This window comes from Campylobacter lari (assembly GCF_004357905.1).
Taxonomy (GTDB): domain Bacteria; phylum Campylobacterota; class Campylobacteria; order Campylobacterales; family Campylobacteraceae; genus Campylobacter_D; species Campylobacter_D lari_D.
Map to the genome: position 1 here is coordinate 311204 of NZ_SMTT01000001.1, position 21675 is coordinate 332878.

Here is a 21675-nt window from a genome sequence, read left to right on the forward strand (position 1 = left end):
TAAAAGCATTTTACTTTTTGTAAAATGCTTTTGATTTTTATTTAGCTACCCAACCTTCTTTTTTCCAAATTTTTTGAGCTTCTTTACTTTGTGTAAATTTGATGAATTCAGCTACTTTTGGATTTTTTAAACCTTTTTGCGTTGGAACTATTTCAGCTGCTCTGTAAATGATTGAATTTTTATCCGCTAAAATAAATTTATTTTCTTTCTCTCCAACTGCTTTAATCCAATGTGTCCAAATGATTAAAGCATCGATATTTTGATTATTTTTCCACTCATCAACCGCTGCTTTTGAATTTTTAGCATATACTTTAATGTTTTTTCTTAATTTTTCTAGGTTTTCAATTTTTCCTGTTTTTAAAGCCATATCCTCATATAAGCCAACCTGCCCTGCTCCATCAACCACCATAACATTAACACCATCTTTTAAAAGATCTTCAAATTTTTTAATTTTTTTTGGATTATTTGCTCTTACAATCATACCCGAGCCTCTAGCATTTAAAACTTGAACATCTTCTATTTTGATTTGTTTTGGCATTGCTTTAACAAAACCATCCATCATAGAAGTATTACCTGAATAAATAATATCAGCATCTGTTTTTGCTTTTTTTATCCATTTAGGTGTTGGTCCTGCATTAATAATAACTTTTTCTCCATGTTTTTCTTCAAATTGCTTAGCAAGCTCTTTCAAAACAGGAGCAGGACCACCTGGACCATAAACTAAAATTTCAGCATTTAATGCAGCTGCAGCAAATAAACTTAAAAATAAAAATTTTTTCATATTTTTTCCTTAAATTAATAAAATAAAATCGTAAATATATCTTTTTAAAGTTGATATTTTTTTAATCAAATAAACTAATTTTTTTCTCTTGTGCTAAAAAATATTCCAAAAACTCTTCTTCGCTTTCTTTGATTAGGCAATATTTAAAATCAAAAAAATTCTTTAATTCACTCAAATTTATATAAGAAAAATCACAAAATAATGAATTTTTTAATGCTATTTTGAAATCTTTAACGCCTTGGAGTTTTTGGCATATAAATTCAAAATCTTTTTCATTTTCCACAAGTAAAATTACTCTAGAACTTCCACCAAAAGCACAAATTTCATTTTTTGAGTTTAAAAAATATGCCTTAAAAAGATCTAACTTTTTTTCATTAAAATTAAAAGATAGATTTTGCTTTTCAGCAAAATCAATAAATCTAGCAAAAATATCTGCATAAAAAAATGCAAATTTTAAATCTTTAAAATACAAATTTTTACAAAGCAAACTCGTTTGAAATAAAGATTTAGAGCCTAAAATTTCGTATTTACATGCTTTTAAAGTATGAAAATTTGATTTAAGTTTTAAAATAAATTTTTCATCATCAGAGCAAAAGAAAGTTTTTTCTTTTGAATTTTTCAAAAGATCAAAATCTAATAAAATATTTGAGTTTAAGACTTTAAAATTAAATGCCTTTGCAAATTTTAATTCTACATGATTGCAATATATAAATTCATAAGATTTTTCTTCACTTAAAAATCTAAAAAGTCTAAAAATAGTTGCTTCTAAATCATCAACTTGAAGATAAAACACATCTTTATCTTCAAGTTTTAATCTTTCCTCACTTACTATAACATAAGCACCAAATTTTATAGCAAAGCTTGCTTGTTCATTATTTTTAGCAAAAAAAACACTTGCTTGTTTGACTTTGTTTAAATCTATACTAAAATCATAAACACTAGAAGTTGCTCCATAATTTAAAACTCGAGCATTAATAAGTTCGATAAAGTTAGAAATATTCATCTAGCCTATTAAAGCTCCATTTTCGATAAAGCCTTGCGGGCTTATCAAAACTAATTTTCCATCTTTTTGAGCACTTAAAATCATACCTTGGCTTTCATGACCAAAAATTTTAGCTTTTTTTAGATTTGTAATTACGCAAACTTGCTTGCCTATTAACTCACTAGCTTTATAAAATTTAGCAATACCTGAAAGCACTTGTCTTAGTTCGCCATTTTCAAGTTCAAGTTGAAATTTTAAAAGCTTTTCACTGCCTTCTATATTCTGACAATCTTTTACTAATGCTACTTTGATTTCGATTTTTTTAAAATCATCTATTTTAATTTGAGCTAAATTTGGCTTCTCTTCTAATTTTTCTTCTTTTTTGTTTTCTTGGGTTAATTCAACTTTTGGAAACAAAGCTTCACATGCACTTGATTTTAAATCACATAATTGATTATTTAAAATTAGTTTTTGATAATTTTCGTTTGATATTTCAAAATTTAAAGCCTTTGCAATTTTTAATGCTATCTTTGGCATAGCAGCTGAAAGTAAAATAGTTGCTTTTGTTAAAATATTAGCACATAAAGCCACTAAAGCATTAGCTTTTTGCGTTTGATTATTTTTAATCAATTTCCAAGGCTCATATTTACTAATACTTAAATTTGCTAAAGATAAAGCCTTGAAAAGTTCCTCTAAATAGCGATTTGGCTGGATATTTTCCAAAGCATTGATTGCATTATCTAAATACTCTTTGCATTCATTTAATTCTTGATTAAAATACAAATTCACATCTTTACACTCAATAATATTTTGAGAATACTTAGCACTCATACCGATAATTCTATTTAATAAATTTCCAAGCTCATTGCTTAATTCTGCATTGATTCTAGTGATTAATGCTTTTTGCGAAAAATCTCCATCATTACCAAAAGGAACTTCTCTGAGTAAAAAATATCTAAAAGCCTCTAAACCAAAAGTATCTGCTACTTCTTTAGGCGCTACTACATTACCTTTAGATTTGCTCATTTTTTCACCATCTTTAGTCCACCAACCATGTGCTGCTATAAATTTAGGTAAAGGAAGTTCTAAACTCATCAAAAACGCAGGCCAATACACTGCATGAAAACGCAAAATATCTTTGCCTACAAAGTGTATATAAGCAGGCCAAAGATCCATATTTTCATCATCAAGTCCATAGCCCAAAGCACTCACATAATTCATCAAAGCATCAAGCCAAACATACACCACATGTTTTTCATCATTTAGTTCTTTTGGAAGCTTTATACCCCATTCAAAACTCGTTCTTGTAATGGAAAGATCTTTTAAGCCACCTTCTACAAAATAAATCAACTCATTAGCCTTATTTTTGGGTAAAATCGGCTCTTTTTCTTTGTACCATTTAAGAATTTGATCTTGATATTTAGAAAGCTTGAAAAAATAACTTTCTTCTTTTAAAAGCTGTGTTTTCTTACCACAATCTGGACAATGACACTCATTTATAAGTTGAGTTTGAGTAAAATAACTCTCACAAGAAACACAATAAAAGCCTTCATAAGTGCCTTTGTAAATATCACCTTTATCATACATTTTTTTAAATGCTTTTTGAACGCTTAATTTGTGATTTTCATCCGTAGTTCTAATGAAATAATCATAAGAAATCTCAAACTCATCCCAAAGTTTTTTAAACTTAGCACTAATTTCATCTGCATATTCTTTAGGAGTAAAATTTCTAACGCTAGCAGCTTGCTCTATTTTTTGACCATGTTCATCTGTGCCTGTTAAAAAGAATGTTTTTTCTCCTTGTAAGCGATAAAATCTAGCCAAAGTATCTGCTATAATCGTAGTGTAAGCATGACCAATATGAGCCACATCATTTACATAATATATCGGGGTAGTAATATAACGCATTTTCAACCTTTATTAAAAATCAAATCCACCTTCTTTACCTTTAGACATACTCTTATAAACTGCTTCTATATACTCTTTTCTTAAAGAGCACTCAAAAATCATAGAGCAAGGTAAACAAGATTTTATTTTTTTTTCGTTTTGACAAGCTTGAAGTTCATTTTTTTTAACTTCTAAAGCCAACTCAAATTCATCTTTAACTTCAGCCATTAAAAACCTTTATAAGCTTGTTTTAGTTTTTCAATTTCATATTTAGAACCCAAAAAGCATGGCGTACTTGCATGAATTTTTTCAAATTCTAAATCAAGTAAAGAATCATTTTCTCCATTGGTAGAAAATCCTCCTGCTTTTTCAAAAATAAAAGCAAAAGGAAACACCTCAAAATATGCTCTTAATTTTCCATTTGGTGCATCGCTTGTTGCAGGATATGAAAACAACCCTCCACCTTTGAGTAAAATTTGGTGCAAATCACTCACCATAGCACCAGAATATCTCAAGCGATAACCCTCATCAAATAAAGCTTTTATAAAGGCTCTATGAGTATTTGACCAATTTTTTTGTGTCCCACCGCTTGCATTTAATTTGCCTTTTTCGTTTAATTTTAAATCCTTAACAAAAACAAATTCATCTTTTTCGTTTAATCTATAAAGCTTAGGAGTGTCTATACACACTATAAGCTCTAAACGCACGCCATAAATAGCATAAATTGCTGCTTTTAGATTTTTTGCACTAGCCTTTTGCTCATAAATAGCAAAAATAGAACCTATAGCAAAATTCACATCTACTAAAGAAGAACCATCTAAAGGATCATAAGCAACAACATATTTTTCATTTTCATTGATTAGCAATTGCTCTTGTTTTTCCTCGCTAATTAAGCTTTTTAAACCTTTGCTTTGCTTTAAAATTCTAGTGATAATCTCATCGCTTTTCACATCAAGTTTTAATTGATTATCTCCTGTGGCATTTTGAGAAGTGGTATAATCAAAATCTTTTAAATATCTAAGTTCTTTTGAAATTTCAATCACTGCTTTTTGTATATCGTCAATTAATTCTTGCATATTTTACCTCTATACTTTTTTTGAATTTTTTAATATAAAATCACAAATACTTTCCAAATCATCCAAATAAAGCCAAGTTAAATTTTTATTTTCAATTTTCTCATAGCTTGCAATAGCCTTAGAATAAGCAAAATAGCTCTCATCTACTTCTTTACAAAAAACGCTAATTCTTGGCATATCTAAGGTTTTTAAGCCCTCTATAAGTAAAAAATCAAATTCTCCTAGCTTAGAAATAGCTTCATCTAAAGTACTTGGAGAATGTGTAAATAAAGTTGTCCTTGTAGGACTTAAAACCATTACATCAGCACCACTTTGAAAAAATTTAAAACTATCTTTTTTTGCTATATCAAAGCTTGCTTTATCTTTTGGATCGTGTTTTATAATGCATACTTTATAATTTTGTTCCATAAAATACTTAGCAACTTGAGTAATCAAAGTCGTTTTACCTGAATTGGAAGGCCCGCTAAAAGCCATTGCTAATCTTTTCATAACTTCCTTAAATCAAATAAAATAAATGAAATTATATCTTTTTAAAAGTTAAAAGCTTATAATTATAAAAAAATTAGGAACAAAAATATGAAAAAAGTTTATATGATTATTTTTTTAACACTTATTTTTACCGCATGCTCTAATAAAACCCAAGAGCAAAGTGAAATTAATTTAAAAAGCCAAACTCTAATGTATGCACAAAAAATTAATTTTAATTATAAAGATAATAGAGTAGTTGCTTTATTGAGCTATTTAAACCCTGTATTAGATGAAAAAAGTCAAAAAGAAGTTTTTGTACTTAGTTTTTTGCCAAATATCAACATCAAGCAAGAGCAAATTTCAATACTCATAGATGGAGAAAAAACTAATATAAAAACCTTAGATCAAAATGATAAATTATTTAAATATATCATTAAGAGTGATTATGCAAGTTATTACAAAATCACTCTTAATGAATTAGTGCAAAAACCTATTTTAAAACTTGATTTGTGTTTTGAGAATCAGTGTTTTGAGCTAAAGTTTCAAAAAATTTCGAAATCGGTGTATTATCGTTCAGAAGATGCAAATAAACAACATAATTAGCTAAAACTTTCTTAGCATATACCCTGCTTTCTGCATAAGGAACAAGCTCCATTGATAAAAATGGCTCATATTTTCCCGCTCTAAACATATCTTCTCTTTTGAGCATTCTAGTGGTAAATCCTATACCTCCATTATAAGCATAAGCCACAAAAACCGGGGAATTAAGTTTAGATTCTAAATAATCTAAATGATGATTTGCAAAAGTATAAGCTGTTTTTGGTTCAAAAAGCATGTCTTGATCAAAATTTGGAATTTGCAGTTCTTTATTGCCTATATGATTAGCTAAAAATGGGATAAATTGCATAATACCCAAAGCATAAGAAGTTGAAATGGCTGTTGGTATAAAACGACTTTCTTGTCTAGCTAAAGCTAAAATCATAGCTTTTCTTTGCGTGGAATAATCTTTTAAATATTCAAAATAAGGCATAATAAAATAATGTTTTTTAAAACCTTCGGCCCTTTCTTTAATATAGGCATAAATAGCGATATTTTCCTTGGTATAAAAATCTTTTGCAAGTTTTTCTAGCTCATTAGGAGTACCTTTTGCAATTTCTTTTGCGAGCTTTTGCCAAGCAAAAGGATCTTTCATATCAAAATCATTTTTTTGTTTTTTTGGCTTTAATTCTTCTATTTTAGGTAAAGGCAAGCCTTTTAACTCTCTTGCATAAAGACTATAAATATTTAAAGAATCACTTTGAGCAAGCTCATCAATGTACTTTTTATCTTGAGTGATCAAATATAGCCAAAAATTTGCATTATCTACTAAAGGTTTGCTTTTAAAAGTATCTTTTGCTACTTGAAAAAATTCCAATGCTTTTTTATCGTCATTTTCTAAAATAGCATTTACACCTAGATAAAAAGCATTATCTTGAAAAGTTAAATTTGCATCTACATTGACTAGAGATTTTCTTATCAATGGACTTTTTTTCTTAATGATAATTTCTTTTACAAAATTTGTAAATTCTTTTTCTTTAGCTAATTCATTTACAAAATCTTTTTCTAAGAAAAAATCTTTTTTATCTTTTAAGAAATTATAGATTTTATAAAAATTAGCACTATCATAATTTAAAACCGCATAACTTAGAGGATCTTTAGCATCAAAAGCTTCTAAAAGTTTTGTTAAATTTGGATTATCCTGTGGGATATTTTTTTTCATCTCATTACGCACTGAAGCATTAAGATCTTGTATAAAAGTTAAACTATTTAATCTTATAAGCTGACAAGTAGCATTAGCATCTAAGATATTTTGCGTATTAAATTTATAACAAGCTTCATATTCTTTATTATACCCCAAAGGCGGAATAATGGCTTCAATGGCATTTTTAATACGCCCTGCATAACGATAAATATGTTCTTTTAAACCTTCAACTTCTTCTTTTTTAAATTCATTTTTTTCTAATAAACGATATAAATAATAATCCTTAGCTAAAGAATTTGGTCTTTGCTCTAATTCTTTATAAGAATACATTGCACTATTTGCAAAAACCACTCCAGCTAAAAGTAACACTACACTTTTTTTCAACACTTATAAACTTCCTAAAATTAAATTTGATAAAAATATTTGGATAAATTTTAATCCTAAAATAATAATCAAAGGTGCTAAATCAATACTCCCTATAGTAGTAGGAATAAACCTTCTTACAAAAGCATAAGCAGGATTAGTTAAACGATATAAAATTTGCACTATAGGATTATATGGATCAGGCCTTACCCAAGAAATCAATGCTGCAATGATTATAATCCATACATAAATTTCAATAACTAAAGAAAAAATTTGCACCAAAGATACAATCAAACTTGTTCCAACTCCCATTTTACTCCTTTATAATTTCTTTAACAAAAGGCTTAATTAAAGTATAAATTTCACTCATTTCAGGTCCGTGAGTAACTCCTGTTAATACCAAACGCAAAGGCATAAAGAAATTTTTACCTTTTAAATTTGTTTTTTCCATCAAAATCTTTTTAAACTCATCATATTCTTGAGGTAAATCTAAATCTTTTAAAACTTCTTTAATCAACTTACATTCTTTTTCAAATTCATTATAATTTTTAACTGCAAAAATTGCTTGTATTTTTTCTCTTATCTCATTTAGCGTGCTAGCTTCTTGAGTATAAAATTTTGCAAGCTCAGCTACATCTTTGCCTAAATTTAATAAAGAATTTAATTTATCATTATCAAGCATTTTTATATGCTCACGGTTAATTTGCATTAAACGCTTAGTATCAAATCTTGCAGGAGATTTTGAAACTTTTTTCAAATCAAACCATTCTATGGCTTCTTCTAAAGTAAAAATCTCTTTCGGAGTTTTATTACCTAAAAGTATTAAATAATTTGCAATAGCACTTGCTAAATATCCATTATCAAGCATCCATTTTACACTAGAATGAGCCTCTCTTTTGCTCATTTTAACACCTTCTTCATTTAAAATGATAGGCAAATGTGCATAAGTCATGCTTTTATCATAACCCAAACTTGCTCTAATATGTTCTTGCTTAGGAGTATTTGAAACATGATCTTCGCCCCTTATAATACAAGTAACACCTTCTAGCATATCATCAACCGCACAAGCAAAATTATAAGTTGGGGTTTTATCAGCCCTCATAATCACAAAACTATCAATATCTTCAGGATTAAAACCAATCTCACCTTTAATATAGTCTATAAATTTCATTTGCGATTGAGGTTTTTTAAGACGGATTACGAAAGGTTTTTCACAATTTAATACATCAATATCTGCAAGTTTTTCACAAGTACCATCGTATCTATATGCTTGATTTTTACTTTTAGCTAGTTCTTTTTTATGAGCTAATTCATCCTCAGTACAAAAACAAGCAAATGCTTTTTTTTCACTTACTAGCTTTAAAGCCATTTGACGATGAAATTTCAAATTCTCACTTTGTACATAATAATGCTGCCAAGTTATACCAAATTCTTTTAAAATAGCTTTTATTTCTTCTTCTTTTCCAGCTATATTTCTAGCATTATCCGTATCTTCAATACGCAAAATAAAATCAGAATTTTCTTGTCTTGCTTTAATATAATTAAATAAAGCTGCTCTTAAATTTCCAATATGCATATCTCCAGTAGGCGATGGTGCAAACCTATACATTATTTATCCTTTTAAAAAACTTTTTTATCATTATACAATTAAATACTTGCTATTTCTTTTAAGTTCACACAAAATTCACTCAATAGCAATATGATTTCATAAATAATTCAACATAAAGGATAAAAAATGAAATTAAAAATAGCTTTAGCAACATTAGTTACTGCAGGTTTTGTTTTTGCACAAGATATGATTGTAGGAGTTAATGCTTTACCAGCAAATTCTAAAAATTTCATACAAAAACATTTTACAGGTTCAAATATTGCTTTAGTTAAACAAGATATTGATAGCTTTGATGTTTATTTAGACAATGGAACTGAGCTTGAGTTTTTTATCAATGGAGATTGGAAAGAAATCGATGCAAAATACAGACCAATTGATACTTCTTTTTTAAGTCCAAATGTTTTAGCAACGATTAAAAAAATGCACCCAAATGCAAGTATAATTAAAGTTGAAAAAGAAATTCAAGGTTATAAATTCAAACTTAATAATATGATGGAAATTTATACTGATGTAAATGGAAATTTCTTGGGACAAAAATTTGATGATTAGAATTTAAGCTAAGCTTTTTTGCTTAGCTTTTATAAGAATTTAGAGCAAGCTCTTGTATATTATAATTAGCAATTCTCTTGTAAGTAAAGCCTTTTTTCTCTAAAAAATCAAGTAAAATTTTCTCCATTTTTTCTAAAGCATTTAAGACTTCTTTTGAAAGTTCAAAACTCAATGGCTCTATACGCTTTGGTACGCAAGCTAAAATTTGAGTTTTAGGTAAATCTCCCATAAGTTCCATGTATTGTAAAGTTTGAAGCATTTCAACCTCATGCGCACTACCACTCCAATTAACTTTTTTTGGCATTGCATCATAAGGAAAGAAAAAAATATCTCCAATCTTAGCATCATCTGCTGCAATACAATCAATCACAATCATTTCATCATATTCGGCTATAATATAGCTAAGTTGTAAAGCCAAAGTTCCACCATCTACAAAACTCACCGAGTCTTTTTCATGATAAAACTTATAATTTTTTTCTAAAAGTTTGCAAAGATGAACGCCTAAGCCCTCATCTGCAAACATAATATTACCAATACCTAAAACTAGAAGTTTCAACGATTTTCTCTTACAAATTTATAACCGCTAAAGATAGCATCTAAAGCACCATCTTTACCTTTAACTGAGTTAAATACAGCCATATAAATATGCACTGGAACAAAAATCAACACAACCCACATTAAAATTCTATGATAGGTTCTAACATCAGCCAATCCACCTAACATTACCTCAATAGGTCTTAAAATATTATATAAAAATCCACCCAAGCCTTCATGATATACATGCATATAAAGGATTAATCCTGTCAAAATAAGCCCAAACATAACAAGATAAAAGAAAAGGTAAGTTACAAATTGCAAAGGATTATATACACCTTGTAAATGCGGGTGCTTTCCTAGGAAAATGTAAAATTTAATTTGCTCTATCCATAATTTTACATTAAAAATATCTTTTATACTCTTTCTCTCACCATCACTTTTTGAATCAAAAAAGAACAAATATGTTTTAAAAATCACACAAGCTATTAAGATAAAACCAAAAATTTGGTGCACCATGCGGTATTTTGCCTGCATAAATAAAGTCGGTTCAGATGAAATAGAAGGAGCTTGAAATACATAAGAAATATAATATCCAGTTCCCACTAAAATCACGATTGCAACCGCTCTTAACCAATGTGTAAAACGAAGACCGATACTAAATTCGTATTCAGCCTTTCTGTTTGATTTTAAGGAATGTTTAGAATCCATACTAAAGTCCTTTCCTTATAAATTTACATTAACTTTATACTCGCTAAGATTATTACCTTTAGTATCCATTACATGTACTGCACATGCTATACAAGGATCATAAGAGTGAATAGCTCTTATTACTTCTAAAGGCTGTTTAACATCAGCTAGTTTCATACCAATAAGACATTGTTCATAGCTACCACCTACTCCATTTGCATCTTTTGGACTTGCATTCCAAGTAGAAGGAACTACTGCTTGCCAATTTTCAATTACACCATTTTTAATCCTACACCAATGGCTTAACGCACCACGAGGTGCACTTCCCATAAATCTACCTTTGTATTCTTTGTTTTTATCAATTACATAAGTAGTACAAGTGCTTTCATCTGTTTTTAAATTTTCAACCAAAGAATCAAATGCTTTTAAACCATGATCAGCAATAATTTTAGCTTCAATTGCTCTAGCGCCTGTTCTTCCTAAAGTGCTCATAAGTGCTTGAACTGGTAAATTCGTAGCTTTTAAGAAAGAATCAACCGCTTCTACTACAATTTTATTACCCTTAGCATAATTTACTAAAATATTTGCTAATGGCCCAACTTGCATAGGCGAATTTTCATATCTTGGAGCTTTAATCCAGCTATATTTGCCTTTAATATCAAATACCTTACTATGAACCATATTACCTTTATCATCAATGCTTTCACCATCAATTAAGCCTGTATAGTTTGGATTAGTTTTACCATCATAAGGATGTAAAGCTTCATTGTCTGCATACCATGATCTTGTAGCCTCTTCAGTGATTTTAGCTTCATCTACTTCTTCAACCTTACTCAAATCACCATTTCTAATAATACCACCTTCAAACAACCATTCATCACTTGAAATTTGGAATTCTCTCTCAGTATAGAAGTTATTTACCCCTACATCATTTAATACACTTGCTTCTTTAGAGTAAGCTTTAGCTGCCATGATTAAATCCGGATAATAAGCACGATTAATAAAATCAGCTACTTCTTGGAATTTAGTCATATATTCAGCCATTCTTGATGGGTTTAAAAGATCCATAACACAAGTTACACCACCTACTGTTAAACTTTGTGGATGAGGATTTTTAGCACCAAAAATCGCCATAGCTTGAGCTATTGTTCTTTGAATTCTTAAACATTCTAAATAATGCGAAAGTGCAATAAGGTTTTGCTCAGGAGTAAAGCGATAAGTTGCGTGTCCATAATAAGCATTTGCAAATGGTCCAAGATTTCCTTTATCTACAAAGATTTTTAGTCTTTGCTGAACTTCTAAAAGCTTATCTGCACCTGTTGCATAAGGCATATCAGTATATTTAAATGCTTCATCACTTGCTTTTTTTACATCAGCACTTAAAGCACTTACAACATCAACAAAATCAAGACCATGAAGTTGATAAAAATGTACAGGATGATCATGCATGTATAAAGCTGCATTCATTAAAGTTCTAGTTAAAACTGCATTTAGTGGCGGAGTAATACCTAAAGCATTTTCTACTGCGATAATCCCTGCTCTATAATGTGAAAAAGTACAAACACCACAAATTCTTTGAGTTAAAAAGCCTGCATCTCTTGGATCACGACCTTTTACAATAGTTTCAATCCCTCTCCATAAAGTCGATCCTGAATATGCTTCTTTAATGACATTATTTTCATCAACCACTACTTCAACTCTTAAATGTCCTTCTATTCTAGTAAGTGGATCTATAATAATTCTTTTTGACATTTTTAATCCTTATTTTTTTCTAATGAAGCAATTACAGCATGCGCAGCAACAGCTACGCCTGTTACACAAAGCACACCTATACCAATTTTATCTGAAATGCTATCAGCACCCAAGCCATAAACAGTATCAAATAATCTTCCTGCCATCACTTCTTCAAAAGGTCCCATAGTATCCCAAAAATCAGGTTCAGAACAGCCTATACAACCATGTCCTGCTTGGATTGGCCATGAAGTATGTTGATTAAATCTCTCTCTTGAGCAATTATTAAAAGTATAAGGGCCTTTACAACCTACTTTATAAAGACAATATCCTTTTTTTGCTCCCTCATCACCAAATTGTTGCACAAATTCACCCGCATCAAAGCGTCCTCTTCTTTCACAAAGATCATGAATTCTTAACCCATAAGCCCATTTTGGTCTATTGTAGGCATCAAGTGCTGGCAATGTTTGATACAATATGTAATGAATCACATTACCTATAATATTTTTTTCACTTGGAGGACAACCTGGTACATTAATAACTGTTTTATTTGTTACTTTACTTAAGCTTACAGCATTGCTTGGATTAGGTCTAGCAGCTTGGATACCACCAAAAGCCGAACAAGTACCTATAGCAAAAATAGCTAAAGCATCATTACAGGCTTGTTCTGCTAATTGTCTTCCTGTTTTTCCATGTGGTCCTATAGTTAAAAAGTTTTCTGTAGCACCTGTTGGTATACCACCTTCTACCATTAAGATATATCTACCTTTATATTTTTCCATAGCAGCTTCAAGATTATGTTCAGCTTGCCAACCTGCAGCACCCATTATAGTTTCATGATATTCTAAAGAAATATGATCAAAAATCAAACTATCAATGGTAGGAGCATCACTTCTTAATAAACTTTCAGAACATCCTGTACATTCAGCCATATGAAGCCAAATCACTGGAAGTCTATCACTGAGCTCAGCAGCTCTTGCAACTACTGGAGTAAAGCTAGCAGGTAATGCTAAAAATGCAGTCATAGCACTAGCCCATTTCATAAAATCTCTTCTTGAAAAACCTGATTGCTCTAAGGCTTTAGAGATAGAAATCTCATTTTTCAAAAGAGGAAGTTTTTCTAATGCGTCTAAACGGCGATTAAAAATATCTAAATCACTCATTTGTTGTTCCTTAAATTATAGAAATATCATTAAAGATTTTAAAATATTTATTGTTAAGAATAGATAAAAAATGATAATTTTTTAATCAAATATACGAAGTATTTACAATTTAGTATTATTAAGATAATTTTACTCTAAATAAGCAAGTATTACACTTGCTTATTGTTTAACAATGATGATTTCATCATCTTTAGAATCTATAATAATCTCATCATTTTCATTTAATTCATCCGATAATATCATATCACTTAATTTATCTTCTACCATATCATACAAAGCTCTTTTTAATGGTCTTGCGCCAAAATCTACATCAAAACCAACTTTTGCTATTAAACTAGCAGCATTATCACTCAAGCTTGCTTTAATACCCCTATTTTCAAGACTTTTTTGCAAGGTATTAAAAAGTAATTTAACTATTTTTTTAGCTTCACTTTCTCCCAAAGGGTTAAAAGTGATAATATCATCTAAACGATTTAAAAACTCCGGTCTAAAAAAGTTTCTAAGAGCTTCTTTAATAGCTTTTTCTTTTTCTTCGCCCTTTAACTCCATAATAAAATTTGCACCTATATTAGAAGTTAAGATAATGATAGTATTAGTAAAATCAATCGTTACGCCTTTACTATCTGTAGCCCTACCATCATCTAAAATTCCCAAAAGTATATTAAATACATCTTTATGGGCTTTTTCTACTTCATCAAATAAAATCACACTATAAGGCTTTCTTCTAACAGCTTCAGTTAATTCCCCACCTTCTTCATGCCCTATATATCCTGGAGGTGCACCTAAAAGTCTTGATATACTGTGTTTTTCCATAAATTCACTCATATCAAAACGCACCATAGCTTTTTCATCATCAAATAAAAATTTAGCCAAAGCCTTCGCACTTTCTGTTTTACCTACTCCAGTTGGCCCTAAAAATAAAAAGCTTCCTATAGGCTTAGTTGCTTGATTTAACCCTGCTTTGTTACGCTTAATAGCTTTAGCTAAAGCACTCAAAGCCTCATCTTGCCCTATGACGCTTTCTTGTAAATACTCTTGAATATGTAAATATTTTTGTTTTTCAGAAGTGAGCATTTTTTGCACACTAATGCCTGTCCATTTACTTAAAATACCAGCTACTAAATCCTCATCTACTTGATTTTTAAGCAAAACTCCTTCTTGGGTCATTTGTTTCCATTTTTCTTCTAAATTTAAAACCTCTTTTTCGCACTCTAAAATTTTGCCATATTCTATTTCAGCAGCCTTTTGAAAATCTCCTTTATTTTTAGCCAAAATAGCTTCATTTTTTAAAGTATCGATTTCTTTTTTCTTTGCACTTATGCCATTAAATACTGCTTTTTCATTTTCAAATTTGGCATTAAGTTTGATTTGCTCTTCTTTTAAATTTGCTAATTCTTTTTTAATCTCTTCCAATCTTTTTTCATTAGCTTCATTTTCTTCCATTTTTAAAGCTTCATTTTCTACTTCCAAACTTTCAATTTGCTTTCTAACCTTTCTTAAAGAATTTGGCTCACTTTCTATTTGCATTTTTAATTCCGCTGCAGCCTCATCAATTAAATCAATCGCTTTATCAGGTAAAAATCTATTAGCTATATAACGCTTAGATAGCTTTGCAGCTGCCACTAAAGCACTATCATTAATAGTTACATTATGATGAATTTCTAATTTTTCTTTTATACCTCTAAGCATAGCCAAAGCTTCATTTACACTAGGTTCAGCTACATTTACAGGCTGAAATCTTCTTTGTAAAGCTGCATCTTTTTCAAAATATTTTCTATATTCTTTTAAGGTTGTAGCACCTATAGTATGAAGCTCACCTCTTGCTAAAGCAGGTTTTAAAATATTTGCTGCATCCATGCTCCCTTCATTTGCACCTGCACCTACAATGGTGTGAATTTCATCTATAAATAAAATTACATTCTTATGTTTTATTACTTCATTTACAACTGCTTTTAATCTATCTTCAAATTCACCTCTGTATTTTGCCCCTGCTATTAAAGCACTCATATCTAAAGCTATAACTTTTTTATTTTGCAACGAAGTAGGAACATCTTTTTTTACTATCCTTTGTGCTAAAGCTTCCACCACAGCAGTTTTTCCCACCCCTGGCTCACCTAATAAAATAGGATTATTTTTAGTTTTTCTGATTAAAATTTGCATTAATCTTTGAATTTCTTCTTCCCTACCTATAACAGGATCAAGCTCATTGTTTTTAGCTTTCATAGTCAAATCAATACCAAATTTAGATAAAGAATCAAGCGTTTCATCACTTGTTTTGGTTTCTATTTTAGCTCCTGCTCTAATGAATTCTAATTCTTTTTTAAACTCATTTAAATCTACAAATTTAGACAAAAGTTCTTTAATAACCCCGCTAGCACTTTCTGAAACAAGCCACATATCCACAGCCAAATAACTATCTTTATTTTCTAAAGCCAAGCCTTTTGCTTTTTCTAAAGAATTAATAAATTCATTTGAAAATTTAATATTATCTTTATTTACATTTGAGCTAGTAGGAAAAGATAAAATTTTACTTTTTACTTCTAACTCAAATGCCTCTTTAGAAACATTTAATTTATTAAAAACTTGATTAAGCAAACTAGAGCTATCAACACTTAAAGCCCATAATAAATGCAAAGGTTTTATTTCACTATTCTTAGAATGAATGGCCAAAGAAATTGCACTTTCTATATTTGAAAGCATAGAATCTGTTAAAAAATCTTGTATATTTGCCATTTTTACTCCTTTTTACTTTTATATGAAGTGTATTATATAACTTTAGTCTATTATTGTCAAGTTTATTTAGTTATATTTATAAATAATTTTTTATATATACACACTAATATCATAAAAATATTTACTTTATTTACGATTTTTTAAGCAAAAATAACTAAAATTAGATAATTATTTTATGAATTCATATTTATTTTGGAGTTTTTCCTTTGAAGACAAAAAGAAATCTTATTATCGCAGCTAGCATTTGTAGTTTAATAACCGCTTCTTTTATTTTTACTAACTTGCAAGCTAAAAATCCCGCTCCTAGCGAAGCAGAAAAAAAAATAGAAGCTTTATCTAAACTTACAAGAACTATGTCTATCATAGAACAATATTATGTTGATGATGTTAATTATACAGATTTGGTTGATAAATCCATAGCAGGTTTACTTACAAATTTAGATGCCCACTCTTCCTTCTTAGATGAAAAAGGTTATAAAGAGCTTAAAGAACAAACTAATGGGGAATTTGGTGGACTTGGCTTTACTATTACCCAAAAAGATGGAGCAATTAGTGTTGTAGCTCCTATAGAAGGAAGTCCAGCGGATAAAGCAGGTATTAAAACTGATGATATTATCTTAAGAATTAATAACGAATCAACTTTAGGTATGACTTTAAATGAAGCTGTTTCTAAAATGCGTGGAGAGCCTAAAACAAAGGTTACTCTAACTATTTATAGAAAAGGTGATACAAAGCCATTTGATGTAAATTTAAAAAGAGATATCATAAAAGTAGATAGTGTTTATACAAAATTAATTGAAAATGAAAATTTACTTTATTTAAGAGTGACTAATTTTGATAAAAATGTTGTAGATGAAGCTAGTAAAGCAATCAAAAAACATTCTAATACAAAAGGAATTATACTAGATCTTAGAACCAATCCAGGCGGTATTTTAAATCAAGCAGTGGGTTTAGTAAATCTTTTTGTAGATAAAGGAGTAATCGTTTCACAAAAAGGTAAAATTGAAAGCGAGAATGTAGAATTTAAAGCAAATCCTAGTAAAAAAATCACCAATGCACCTTTAGTAGTGCTTGTAAATGGTGGCAGTGCAAGTGCGAGCGAGATTGTAAGTGGGGCTTTGCAGGATTTTAAACGCGCTATTATCATAGGAGAAAAAACCTTTGGAAAAGGTAGTGTGCAACTTATATTACCTATGGATGAAAAAGGTAAAGAAGGCTTGAGACTTACTATAGCAAAATATTATTTACCAAGTGGTAGAACTATACAAGCTGTTGGAGTTAATCCTGATATAGAAGTATTTCCAGGAAAAGTAAGTAAAGAAGAAAATCACGGCTTTGAGATCAAAGAAAGTGATCTTAAAAAACACTTACAAGCTGAACTAGATAAAATCGGACATCAAGAAAAGAAAAAAGACAACAAAGAAGATAAAAATATCATTACCAAAGAACAAATTAATAATGACATACAACTAAAAACCGCAATAGATGCAATTAAAATTTTAAACATTACAAAAGGAGAGTAAAATGGCTATGAAATTAGATCTTTTATATGAAGGAAAAGGTAAAAAAATGTTTAAAACTGATGATGAGAATTTGCTCATCACAGAATTTAAAGATGATTTAACAGCTTTTAATGCAGAAAAAAAGGGTAATGAAGCAGGAAAAGGTGCATTAAATTGTAAAATTAGTACTGAAATTTTTCATCTCTTAGAAAAAGAAGGCATTAAAACCCATCTAGTAGAAACCATCAGTGAAAAAGAACAAATTGTTAAAAAATGTAATATTATACCCATTGAAGTTATTACTAGAAATGTAGCTACAGGATCTTTAACAAAAAGATTAGGCATTAAAGAAGGCACGATTTTACCTTTTGCTGTAGTTGAGTTTTGTTATAAAAATGATGATTTAGGTGATCCTATTATCAATGATGAGCATTGTTTGATTTTAAATCTAGTAAAAAGTGAAAAAGATTTAGAATTAATCAAAAATACCGCAAGACATATCAATTCTATTCTAGTAAAATTCTTTGAATCTAAAGGCTTAAGATTGATTGACTTTAAATTAGAATTTGGTATTGATAATGAAGGAAATATGATCTTAGCTGATGAAATTAGTCCTGATAGTTGTAGATTTTGGGATAGTAAAACTAATGAAAAATTAGACAAAGATCGCTTTAGACAAGACTTAGGTAATGTAAAAATGGCTTACGAAGAAGTCTTAAAAAGAATTTTAAGTTAGGAAAAATAATGAAAGTAACTATAAATATCACACTTAAAAATGGGGTTTTAGATCCTCAAGGCAAAGCCATAGAAAAGGCTTTGCATTCTTTGGATTTTAATAATATTGCAAATGTTAAAACCTCAAAACAAATTAGTTTTGATATAGCTTGTGATGATAAAGAAGAAGCTTTTAAACAAGTTGATTTAATGTGTAAAGAATTACTTGCAAATACTGTGATAGAAGATTATGAGATAATATTATGAAAGTAGCTATTATTCGTTTTCCTGGAACTAATTGTGAGTTTGATACAGCTTATGCCTTTGAAAAATTAGGGGTAAAAACTGAAATCATTTGGCATGAAAGACAAGATTTTAGTGCAGATTTAATCGTATTACCTGGAGGTTTTTCTTATGGAGATTATTTAAGATGTGCTGCTATTGCAAAACTTGCTCCTGCTATAAAAACACTTAAAGAGCATGTTCAAAAAGGTGGATATGTTCTAGGCATATGTAACGGCTTTCAAATTTTATTAGAACTTGGACTTTTAAAAGGAGCTATGAAACATAACAATAGTTTAAGTTTTATTTCTAAAATGCAAGCATTGCAAGTAGTATCAAATAATAATGCTTTTTTGAAAAATTTTCAAAAAAATGATATCATAGAATTACCTATTGCCCATGGAGAAGGAAATTATTTTAATAGCGAAGATGGTATTAAAATGCTAGAAGATAAAGATATGATCTTACTAAGATATATCAACAATCCAAATGGCTCTTTAAACGATATAGCAGGAATTTGCGATGAAAATAAAAAAGTCTTTGGATTAATGCCACATCCTGAAAGAATGTGCGATGATATTCTTGGATCAAAAGTAGGACTTAAAATGTTTGAAGGATTTTTAAATTGCTAAAAATCTTCAAATTTTTTTGTCTTTTTTTACTAACTTTTAACTTATATGCTCAAGAAAATAGTGTTTTTGAAGATTATAACACTTTAGAAAAAAATTACAATCAATTAGATGATCAAGCTAAGCAAATTTATCAAACCATCGCTCCAAGTGATGAGAGTAATTATGAAAGTAAAATCGATGATGAAAATTTCATCCCTCAAGGTTCTTTAGTATTAAACGCAAAAGAATACACTGATGAAGCTTTCATAGATGAAGCTTTTGCTATAGATCTTGAGGTTATTACCACAACTAATGTGAGTTTTGATTTAAATGTGAGTTTTGAAAAAAGTGATGATATGCTTTGGATCAATCCTAATCCTATTTGGGAACAAAAGGCTAATTCATATCATACAAAATTATGGTTTGAAGCTAAAAGTTTAAATGCTAGTTTAAACAAAATCATCGTTTCATTAAGTAGAAATGATCATATTTTTCAAAGCTCATCATTAATTATAAAGCCCATTAAACTTAAAAAAATCGATGCCCCTTCTAATAAATACTCACATATAGTTGCAAGCAATTTGGAAGTTAAACAAGTAAAAGCGAGTAGTTTTGATAATGATAGTATAATTTTATTTATAGAACTTGCGGGAGAAAACACAAATCTAGCAAGTTTTAACATAAAAGATATCCAAAAACAAGGTGTAGAGGCTATTAAAGGCGATTTTGAAAAACAAAGTGGATTTTATTATGCTATTTTAGATAAAAGTAAAACGCGTTTTGATTTTTCTTACTTTAATTTAAATTCTAAAGAATTAAAAGATTTTTCCTTAAAAATAGAACTTAAAGAAGATAGTATAAGTACACAAAGTGATTTAAATCCAAAAACTAATGATTTTAATTTTTACAAACAAGTTTTTTTATGGAGCTTGTGTGGTATTTTCGCTTTATGGTTTGTATTTAAAAAAAGCTACACAGCTTTAGGTTTGGCAATTTTGGCTCTAATAGCAAGTTTTTTAGCTCAAAATAACATATATAAAGCTATATTAAAAGCTGAAAGTAAAGTGCAAATTTTACCAACTCTAAACTCAACTCATTTTTATTCTGGGAAATACAAACAAGAAGTAGAAGTGTTAGATTCAAGAGATGAATACAGAAAAATTTTATTTAATAATGGAAAAATAGGCTGGGTGAAAAGTGAAGATTTATCAAAGATTTAAAGCTTTAATATTTTGGGTAGAATTTATTTTATCTATTATATTTTTATGTATTGCCTTTTTATTATTGCAATCGCAAGAAAAAATTTGGAAAATCAGAAAAGTATGGTCAAAACTGCAAAAATATGTAATAAACTATAAAATTCAAACCCAAGGTTTTATACACCCTCAAGCTAATTTGCTTTTAATCAATCATCAAAGCTTGCTAGATATAGTTGTTTTGGAAGATTTATGCCCAAAAAATATATCTTGGATAGCTAAAAAAGAACTAGGCGAACTCCCTGTTTTTAAAACTTTGATTAAAAAACCAAAAATTATTTGTATAGATAGAAGTCCAAAAGGCCTAGTAAAGCTTTTAAAAGAAGCCAAAGAAAGATTAAACGAGGATAGAATTTTAGCCATTTTTCCAGAAGGCACAAGATCTAAAACACAAAAACTTTTAAAATTTAAAGTCGGAGCTAAAATTTTAAGTGAAAAACTTAAGTTAAAAGTCCAGCCTGTGGTAATTATTGATTCAGCTAAAATTTTAGACACCCAAAATTTTAGCGCAAATAGTGGTGTTTTAAAAGTGGTATTTCTAGATCTTGTTGATACAAGTAAAGATGATTGGCTTGAGCAAACTAGAGAAAAAATGCAAACAATCTTAGATAGCGAAAGGTCACAAGCTTGATTGGTACGATTTTAGCTGTAGGTTTTGGAGGCTTTTTAGGGGCCATATCCAGAATGCTTACTAGCAACTTTTTTAATAAAATCATTCCTCATAACTTTCCTTATGGGACATTAATGGTCAATATAATAGGATCATTTTTAATAGGTTTATTTTTTTCTTATGCAAATTCTAAAGGTGTGCATATTTTTACTAAAAATTTAATTAGCACTGGTTTTTTGGGTGCCTTTACAACTTTTTCAACTTTTTCTTATGAAAATTTGTTATTTTTGCAAAATGGTGATTATTTTCACTTTTTTATAAATATTATTTTAAATGTTATCCTTTGTCTTTTGGCAGTATGGATTGGTTTTTTAATTTTTAAATAAAGGAGAT

The 21675-nt window shown here is 29.2% G+C and carries 23 protein-coding genes; 9 read left to right on the forward strand and 14 right to left on the reverse strand.

The features are described 5' to 3' along the window. Positions 1 to 37: 37 nt before the first annotated feature. The 6 genes from E2O22_RS01590 to mobB form a co-directional block, all read right to left on the reverse strand. Positions 38 to 781: a substrate-binding domain-containing protein gene (locus tag E2O22_RS01590; RefSeq protein WP_133318922.1), complete on the reverse strand. Its 744-nt coding sequence runs from the start codon at positions 779 to 781 to the stop codon at positions 38 to 40. Between the two features lie 61 nt (positions 782 to 842). Next, complete coding sequence (locus E2O22_RS01595) at positions 843 to 1784, reverse strand: hypothetical protein (protein ID WP_133318923.1); 942 nt, start codon at positions 1782 to 1784, stop codon at positions 843 to 845. Further along, a complete protein-coding gene (gene metG / locus E2O22_RS01600; RefSeq protein WP_133318924.1) occupies positions 1785 to 3671 on the reverse strand; it encodes a methionine--tRNA ligase in 1887 nt (628 codons plus the stop codon). 12 nt (positions 3672 to 3683) lie between these two features. Next, positions 3684 to 3878: a hypothetical protein gene (locus E2O22_RS01605; RefSeq protein ID WP_133318925.1), complete on the reverse strand. Its 195-nt coding sequence runs from the start codon at positions 3876 to 3878 to the stop codon at positions 3684 to 3686. After that, a complete protein-coding gene (locus tag E2O22_RS01610) occupies positions 3878 to 4726 on the reverse strand; it encodes a class 1 fructose-bisphosphatase (protein ID WP_133318926.1) in 849 nt (282 codons plus the stop codon). Before E2O22_RS01610 ends, E2O22_RS01605 begins: the two co-directional genes overlap by 1 nt. Positions 4727 to 4735: 9 nt before the next feature. Further along, positions 4736 to 5215: a molybdopterin-guanine dinucleotide biosynthesis protein B gene (mobB, locus tag E2O22_RS01615; protein ID WP_133318927.1), complete on the reverse strand. Its 480-nt coding sequence runs from the start codon at positions 5213 to 5215 to the stop codon at positions 4736 to 4738. A gap of 87 nt (positions 5216 to 5302) precedes the next feature. Here mobB and E2O22_RS01620 point away from each other — a divergent pair, with 87 nt between their 5' ends. Then, on the forward strand, positions 5303 to 5797 hold the full coding sequence (locus E2O22_RS01620) for a hypothetical protein (protein WP_133318928.1): 495 nt from the start codon (positions 5303 to 5305) through the stop codon (positions 5795 to 5797). On the opposite strand, the gene E2O22_RS01625 is transcribed toward E2O22_RS01620, so the two are convergent. Genes E2O22_RS01625 through gltX form a run of 3 tightly spaced genes read right to left on the reverse strand, consistent with a single transcriptional unit; the run spans position 5685 to position 8907 of the window. Continuing rightward, entirely contained in the window at positions 5685 to 7322 is a 1638-nt protein-coding gene (locus E2O22_RS01625; protein WP_133318929.1) for a lytic transglycosylase domain-containing protein, read from the reverse strand. The two genes, E2O22_RS01620 and E2O22_RS01625, sit on opposite strands and share 113 nt — an antisense overlap. After that, positions 7323 to 7610: a YggT family protein gene (locus tag E2O22_RS01630; RefSeq protein ID WP_012661430.1), complete on the reverse strand. Its 288-nt coding sequence runs from the start codon at positions 7608 to 7610 to the stop codon at positions 7323 to 7325. Position 7611: 1 nt separating this feature from the next. Beyond that, positions 7612 to 8907: a glutamate--tRNA ligase gene (gltX, locus tag E2O22_RS01635; protein ID WP_133318930.1), complete on the reverse strand. Its 1296-nt coding sequence runs from the start codon at positions 8905 to 8907 to the stop codon at positions 7612 to 7614. 126 nt (positions 8908 to 9033) lie between these two features. Between gltX and E2O22_RS01640 the strand changes: the two genes are divergently transcribed. Next, positions 9034 to 9456: a PepSY-like domain-containing protein gene (locus E2O22_RS01640; RefSeq protein ID WP_133318931.1), complete on the forward strand. Its 423-nt coding sequence runs from the start codon at positions 9034 to 9036 to the stop codon at positions 9454 to 9456. Between the two features lie 22 nt (positions 9457 to 9478). Here the strand turns inward: E2O22_RS01640 and E2O22_RS01645 are convergent, their stop codons facing one another. The 5 genes from E2O22_RS01645 to E2O22_RS01665 all read right to left on the reverse strand — a co-directional run bounded on the left by E2O22_RS01645 (position 9479) and on the right by E2O22_RS01665 (position 16307). Further along, the gene (locus tag E2O22_RS01645; protein WP_133318932.1) at positions 9479 to 10012 is read right to left on the reverse strand and encodes a HyaD/HybD family hydrogenase maturation endopeptidase; all 534 of its coding nucleotides are present in this window, start codon (positions 10010 to 10012) and stop codon (positions 9479 to 9481) included. Then, on the reverse strand, positions 10009 to 10701 hold the full coding sequence (gene cybH / locus E2O22_RS01650) for a Ni/Fe-hydrogenase, b-type cytochrome subunit (protein WP_133318933.1): 693 nt from the start codon (positions 10699 to 10701) through the stop codon (positions 10009 to 10011). The genes E2O22_RS01645 and cybH overlap by 4 nt, the downstream gene beginning before the upstream one ends. Positions 10702 to 10716: 15 nt before the next feature. Beyond that, a complete protein-coding gene (locus E2O22_RS01655) occupies positions 10717 to 12432 on the reverse strand; it encodes a nickel-dependent hydrogenase large subunit (RefSeq protein ID WP_133318934.1) in 1716 nt (571 codons plus the stop codon). Between the two features lie 2 nt (positions 12433 to 12434). After that, entirely contained in the window at positions 12435 to 13574 is a 1140-nt protein-coding gene (locus E2O22_RS01660; protein ID WP_133318935.1) for a hydrogenase small subunit, read from the reverse strand. 159 nt (positions 13575 to 13733) lie between these two features. Further along, positions 13734 to 16307, reverse strand: coding sequence for an ATP-dependent Clp protease ATP-binding subunit (locus E2O22_RS01665; RefSeq protein ID WP_133318936.1), 2574 nt, complete (start codon positions 16305 to 16307; stop codon positions 13734 to 13736). Positions 16308 to 16513: 206 nt separating this feature from the next. Here E2O22_RS01665 and E2O22_RS01670 point away from each other — a divergent pair, with 206 nt between their 5' ends. Genes E2O22_RS01670 through crcB form a run of 7 tightly spaced genes read left to right on the forward strand, consistent with a single transcriptional unit; the run spans position 16514 to position 21668 of the window. Further along, the gene (locus tag E2O22_RS01670) at positions 16514 to 17830 is read left to right on the forward strand and encodes a S41 family peptidase (protein WP_133318937.1); all 1317 of its coding nucleotides are present in this window, start codon (positions 16514 to 16516) and stop codon (positions 17828 to 17830) included. Between the two features lie 7 nt (positions 17831 to 17837). Beyond that, positions 17838 to 18545, forward strand: a complete 708-nt coding sequence (purC, locus tag E2O22_RS01675) for a phosphoribosylaminoimidazolesuccinocarboxamide synthase (RefSeq protein ID WP_133318981.1) — start codon at positions 17838 to 17840, stop codon at positions 18543 to 18545. Between the two features lie 8 nt (positions 18546 to 18553). Continuing rightward, positions 18554 to 18790: a phosphoribosylformylglycinamidine synthase subunit PurS gene (purS, locus tag E2O22_RS01680; RefSeq protein WP_133318938.1), complete on the forward strand. Its 237-nt coding sequence runs from the start codon at positions 18554 to 18556 to the stop codon at positions 18788 to 18790. Continuing rightward, on the forward strand, positions 18787 to 19437 hold the full coding sequence (gene purQ / locus E2O22_RS01685; protein ID WP_133318939.1) for a phosphoribosylformylglycinamidine synthase subunit PurQ: 651 nt from the start codon (positions 18787 to 18789) through the stop codon (positions 19435 to 19437). Before purS ends, purQ begins: the two co-directional genes overlap by 4 nt. After that, the gene (locus tag E2O22_RS01690) at positions 19431 to 20636 is read left to right on the forward strand and encodes an SH3 domain-containing protein (RefSeq protein ID WP_243705620.1); all 1206 of its coding nucleotides are present in this window, start codon (positions 19431 to 19433) and stop codon (positions 20634 to 20636) included. Before purQ ends, E2O22_RS01690 begins: the two co-directional genes overlap by 7 nt. Continuing rightward, positions 20614 to 21303 (forward strand): lysophospholipid acyltransferase family protein, encoded by a 690-nt coding sequence (locus tag E2O22_RS01695; protein WP_133318940.1) that lies wholly within the window; start codon positions 20614 to 20616, stop codon positions 21301 to 21303. The genes E2O22_RS01690 and E2O22_RS01695 overlap by 23 nt, the downstream gene beginning before the upstream one ends. Further along, positions 21300 to 21668 (forward strand): fluoride efflux transporter CrcB, encoded by a 369-nt coding sequence (gene crcB / locus E2O22_RS01700; protein ID WP_133318941.1) that lies wholly within the window; start codon positions 21300 to 21302, stop codon positions 21666 to 21668. Before E2O22_RS01695 ends, crcB begins: the two co-directional genes overlap by 4 nt. Positions 21669 to 21675: the final 7 nt, after the last annotated feature.